A 5,002-nucleotide genomic window follows, 5' to 3' on the forward strand; every position below is an offset into this window, starting at 1 on the left:
ACCGACAACCGCACCTCGTCCGCCGCGTACGTCATCCGCACCTCGACCCGGGCGGCGCTGGCGTGCTTCACCACGTTCGTCAGCGCCTCCTGCGTCACCCGGTACACCGCCAGGCGCGCGTCGGGCGGGACCGTGCGGGTCGGGCCGGCGGAGGCGAAGGTGCAGGGGATGCCGCAGTGCTGTTCGAACTGGCCTGTCAGGGTGCTGATGGCGTCCGGTCCCGGCAGCTGCTCGCCGCGCAGCATGCCGATCGCGTGCCGGGCCTCGGCGAGGCCGTCCTTGGCCAGTTCGTGGGCGCGGTTCACGATGTCCGGCAGCCGGGGGTCGTCGGGGGCGGCCCGGGCCAGCATCCGCGCGCCCTCCAGTTGCAGCATCAGTCCGGACAGCGAGTGCGCCAGCACGTCGTGCATCTCGCGCGCCAGGTGCTGGCGCTCGGCCATCGCCGCCGCGCGGGCCTGCGCGTCGCGGTTCTGCTCCAGCTCCGCCAGCAGCCCCTGGGCTTTGCACTTGGCGTCGCGCAGCCGCTGGAACATCGCCATCATCAGGCACACCGCGATGATCGGGAAGCTCAGGACCACACTTTGCGGCAGCGATGTGTGCCGGTACGCCTCGACCGTGACCACTGTGTAGACGACAACGGTGACGGCGACGAGGAGCCGCGGACGCTGGAAGAGCCGCGCCGCCGAGATCAGCAAGACGGTCCCCGCGCCGGGCAGCCCGGCGTTGCCGCGCTGCTGCACCCACAGCAGCGTGAAGGATCCGGCCGCCAGCACCGCCATCAGCGGGACCAGCCGACGCGCCGGCGCCTCCAGGCTCAGCACCGAGCCGACCAGCCCGACGACCATCGCGCCGAGCGCGACCGAGACCACCAGGCCGGCGCCGTGCCCGCCGGGGTGCGGATCGGTGCGCAGGGAGATCGCGATGTCGCCGATCGCGAGTCCCGTCGCCGACACGCCGCGCAGGACACGCTTGTGGTCCTCCAGTCGCCAGCTCCCGATCAGCCTCACGATCAGGAGTGTAGGTCCCGGTCGCGGCCCGGTCATGGTGCCCGGGGTGGACATGATCCGGCCGCGCGCCTCCACCCACGGGTGGAAGCGGTCCGCCCGGCGCTGGAACCGGACCGGCCCGCCGAAGTCCATCCGGGCGCCGATGACCGCGTGCCGCACCCGCCCCGATACTCGCCTCATGCTCCTGACTCACGGCCCGACACGTGGCCAGAAACGCAGCCTGACCTGCGATCGGAGGTCCTGACCTCCGTGCCCGGACCCCTGCGACTACGACACCTGACCCGCCGCTTCGGCGCGCTCACCGCGCTCGACGACCTGACCTTCGACGTCCCGGCCGGCCAGGTCACCGGCTTCCTCGGCCACAACGGCGCGGGCAAGACCACGACCATGCGCGCCGTCTTCGGCCTGACCGACCTGGACGCCGGCGAGGTCCGCTGGGACGACGCGCCGCTGGGCCAGGACCAGCGCCGCCGCTTCGGCTACATGCCCGAGGAACGCGGCCTGTACCCGGCGATGCCGGTCGGCGAGCAGCTCCGCTACCTCGGCCGGCTGCACGGCCTCAGCGCCCGGGCGGCCGAGCGCGCCGTGGACACCTGGCTGGAACGCCTCGGCCTGCCCGGCCGCGCCGCCAGCAAGGTCGAGGAGCTGTCGCACGGCAACCAGCAGCGCGTGCAGCTGGCCGCCGCCCTCCTGCACGACCCGGACCTGCTGGTCCTCGACGAACCCCTGGCCGGCCTGGACCCGACCGGTATGGACGCGATCGGCGAGGTGCTGGTCGACCAGGCCCGCGCCGGCAAATGCGTGCTCTTCTCCAGCCACCAGCTCGACCTGGTCGAGGACCTGTGCGAGACGGTCGTCATCATCGCGCACGGGCATCTGGTGGCGACCGGGACGGTGGACGAGCTCGCCGCCGGCGGGCCGCGACGCCTCGTGGTGCGCGTCGAGGGAGATCGCGACGCCACCTGGGCCAAGGAGCTGCGGGGCGTCCACATCTCCGAGTCGGAGCGCGGCGCGGTCCGGCTGATCCTCGACGAGGCAACCGACAGCGACACGGTCCTGCGTGCGGCCATGTCCGCCGGCCGGGTCACCGAATTCGTCTTCGAGCGGCGCAGGCTGTCCGAAGTGTTCCGAGAGGCGATCGCGTGAAGAACTTGCTGCCGTTCGTGCTGCTGGCGATCAGCGTCACGGTGACGGCGATCCGCGTTCGGTCCCGTATGCGAAACAGGGCCGCGAAGGACGCGAAGCTTGCGAACGCCGGGAAGCCTGGGAACGCCGCGAAACCCAAGCGCCCGGCGCGCGCCTGGCTCGACAGCGACTTCATCGCCGCGTCCCCGCGAGCCCACGAACTCGGCCTGGTCGCCGGACGGGAACTGCGCGAGCGCCTGCGCGGCCGCCTCTTCCGCATCGGCACGCTGCTGATCCTGGCGGCGGTCGCGGCGGCGATCGTGATCCCGACGTTGCACAAGAGCCACCCCACGCCCCAGAAGGTCGGCGTCGTCAGCACCCTGATACCCACGGTGCAGTCCGCCGTCCAGGCCGCAGCCTCTGCTGCGGCCGCCGGCACCGGAACCACGGCCACCCTGATCACCGAACCGGACGCCGCCGCAGCGCGCGACGCCGTCCACACCGGCTGGCTCACCGTCGCGATCATCGACGACCCGAGTCAGGGCATTAACTTGCTCGTCGACAAGTCCCCGGATCCGAAAGCCACTTCCGTCACCGCGCAGTTCGTCCGATCCCTGTCCGTGGTGCTCGGCGAGGACGCCTCTTTCCAATCGGCTGGCCTGACTCCGCAGCAGGCGTCGCAGGTCGCTGATACCAGACCACTGTCGATCAGTAGCCTGCAACCGGCCTCCAAACGACCGTCCGGCGTGTTCTCGGTCATCGGCATCGTCCTGATCTTCATGATGCTGACGCAGTACAACACCTGGACCTTGATGGGAGTGATGGAGGAGAAGTCCAGCCGCGTCGCGGAGGTCCTGCTCTCCGCAGTCCGCCCCGCACGCCTGCTGACCGGCAAGGTCCTGGGCATCGGCGTGGCGGCCTTCGCGCAGGCGGCGCTGATCGTCACCTTCGCCCTGGTCCTGGCCCAGTCGGTCGGCTCGACGCTGATGCGGGGGAGCGGGCCGTTGGCCGTGGCCGCGTCCCTGACCTGGCTGCTGCTCGGCTACGCGTTCTACAGCTGGGTCTACGCCGCCGCCGGTTCCCTGGCCGAGCGCCGCGACCAGGTTCAGAGCCTGGCGCTGCCGCTGAGCATGCCGATCCTGTTCGGCTACGCGATCTCGCTGTCCACGATCACCAGCGGTACGCCGTCCACGTTCTACCGCGTGCTGGCCTACCTGCCGCCGACCGCGCCCTTCGCGATGCCGACCCTGGTCGGCTTCGGCGATGTCGCGTGGTGGCAGTTCGCGGCGTCGATCGTCATTAGCCTCGCCTCGACGGTGGCCGTCGCGCGCTTCGCCGCCGTCGTATACCGGCGTTCGATCCTGCGGACCGGGCGCCGCGTCGGCCTGCGCGATTTGTTCGCGCTGCGCAGCGGCTGATTTCCGCACCGGGGCACCTGCCGCAGCTCGCCGCGGTCCGCCACGGTTCGCCGGGGATTCAGAGTCCGTATACACCGCTGTGGCCGGTGGTCCGTAACGTGCGGCTGTGCGAGCAGTCGCCGAGGGGCCGCTGGCCACCGTGAACAACTGGCTCAACCAGAACGTCGTGCCCGCGGGGGTGATAACCGGGGCGATCCTGGCCCTTGGCGGTGTCCTGTGGGCCACGCTGGTCAACCGGCGCCGGCTGACCTGGTCGGTGGTGTATGACGCGCCGATCAACATCGATGACCAGGATCTGTGGACGATCAAGTCCGCGCAGACCAACGAGGGCATCGAAGAGCCGCAGCTGGTGGTCCTGGAGATCCGCAACGCCGGGCTGCTGGAGGTCCGCGAGGAGGACTGGGACAGCCGGCTGAAGTTCGCGTTCACCGGCGTGACCGTGGTGGACCTGAAGGTCCGCAACGACAGCTCGCACCGGCGGCACGGCACCGAGAACACCGACGGCGTGCGCGACCGCGTCGAGAAGCAGCGGTCCGAGGACCGGGCCGCGGCGGAGCGGGCCCGGAAGCTGACCGCGCGGTCCGGCGACGACGAGCGGCGCGCGGTGGAGCAGGCCGAGCTGGTCAAGCTGTTCCCCAAGGAGGAGAACCGGATCCAGCTGCCGCCGTTCAACCTGAACCGCGGCGCGAGCTTCCAGGTCATGGCGCTGCTGGACGGCCCCCGGGAGCGGAACGCGCCGGTCACGATCGTCCGGTCCGGCGACGTTACCGGCGGCCGCATCCACCGGGCCGGCGGCACGCGGCGGCGGCGCACCGTCTGGCAGGCGCTCGTCGCGGTGGTGGCGCTGGTGGCGGGGGTCGGCGCCGGCGCCTGGGTCTCCAACCGGGCCCTGACCCCGCGCGCGCTGTGCGCGTCCGGGCAGCTCCAGCTGGAGGGCTCGACCGCCTTCGCGCCGATCGCCACGATTGCGAAGAACGCCTACGAGCAGCAGTGCCCGAACGCGCACATCGGCGTGTCCCCGGTCGGCAGCGGCATCGGCCTGGACCAGTTCGGCACCCAGCTCGGCCCGGCCCGGGAGCTGGCGATGGTGGACGGGCCGCCGGACACGACGCCGGTCGGGCTGACCCCGAAGCCGGTGGGCGTGGTCATCTTCGCGGTGGTGGCCAACCACGACGTGGCCGGCTCCCTGACCGCCGAGACGGTCCGCGGCCTGTTCACCGGCGCCACCCCGACAGGCAACTACAAGCTGGTCGGCCGCCCGACGGGCTCCGGCACCCGCACAGCGTTCCTGGACACCGTCGCGCAGTCCCGCTCAAGCGTCGTGAGCGCCGACAAAGCCGGCGCCGACCAGAAAAAACCACAAACCAAAAACTCAATCCACCCGAGTGAGCACCCGAGCCCCATCCTCGGTAATCGCAATCGTGTGCTCCGAATGCGACCCGCGCGACCCGT

Annotated in this window: 4 protein-coding genes; 3 read left to right on the forward strand and 1 reads right to left on the reverse strand. The window is 71.3% G+C overall.

All coding sequences use genetic code 11. The features are described 5' to 3' along the window. Positions 1-1,187, reverse strand: a 1,187-nt coding sequence (locus GWK61_RS52705; RefSeq protein ID WP_194921815.1) for a sensor histidine kinase, incomplete at its 3' end; no start/stop codon positions are given. A 69-nt stretch (positions 1,188-1,256) separates the two neighbouring features. Between GWK61_RS52705 and GWK61_RS52710 the strand changes: the two genes are divergently transcribed. From GWK61_RS52710 to GWK61_RS60390, 3 genes are all read left to right on the forward strand, one after another. Further along, positions 1,257-2,153 (forward strand): ABC transporter ATP-binding protein, encoded by an 897-nt coding sequence (locus GWK61_RS52710; RefSeq protein WP_194921816.1) that lies wholly within the window; start codon positions 1,257-1,259, stop codon positions 2,151-2,153. After that, on the forward strand, positions 2,150-3,550 hold the full coding sequence (locus GWK61_RS52715) for an ABC transporter permease (protein WP_194921817.1): 1,401 nt from the start codon (positions 2,150-2,152) through the stop codon (positions 3,548-3,550). The genes GWK61_RS52710 and GWK61_RS52715 overlap by 4 nt, the downstream gene beginning before the upstream one ends. Positions 3,551-3,656: 106 nt before the next feature. Beyond that, positions 3,657-5,002 (forward strand): PstS family phosphate ABC transporter substrate-binding protein (locus GWK61_RS60390; protein ID WP_194921818.1); only part of this gene is annotated, 1,346 nt, incomplete at its 3' end.

The sequence above is a fragment of the Catenulispora rubra genome (genome assembly GCF_015356825.1).
GTDB lineage: Bacteria > Actinomycetota > Actinomycetes > Streptomycetales > Catenulisporaceae > Catenulispora > Catenulispora rubra.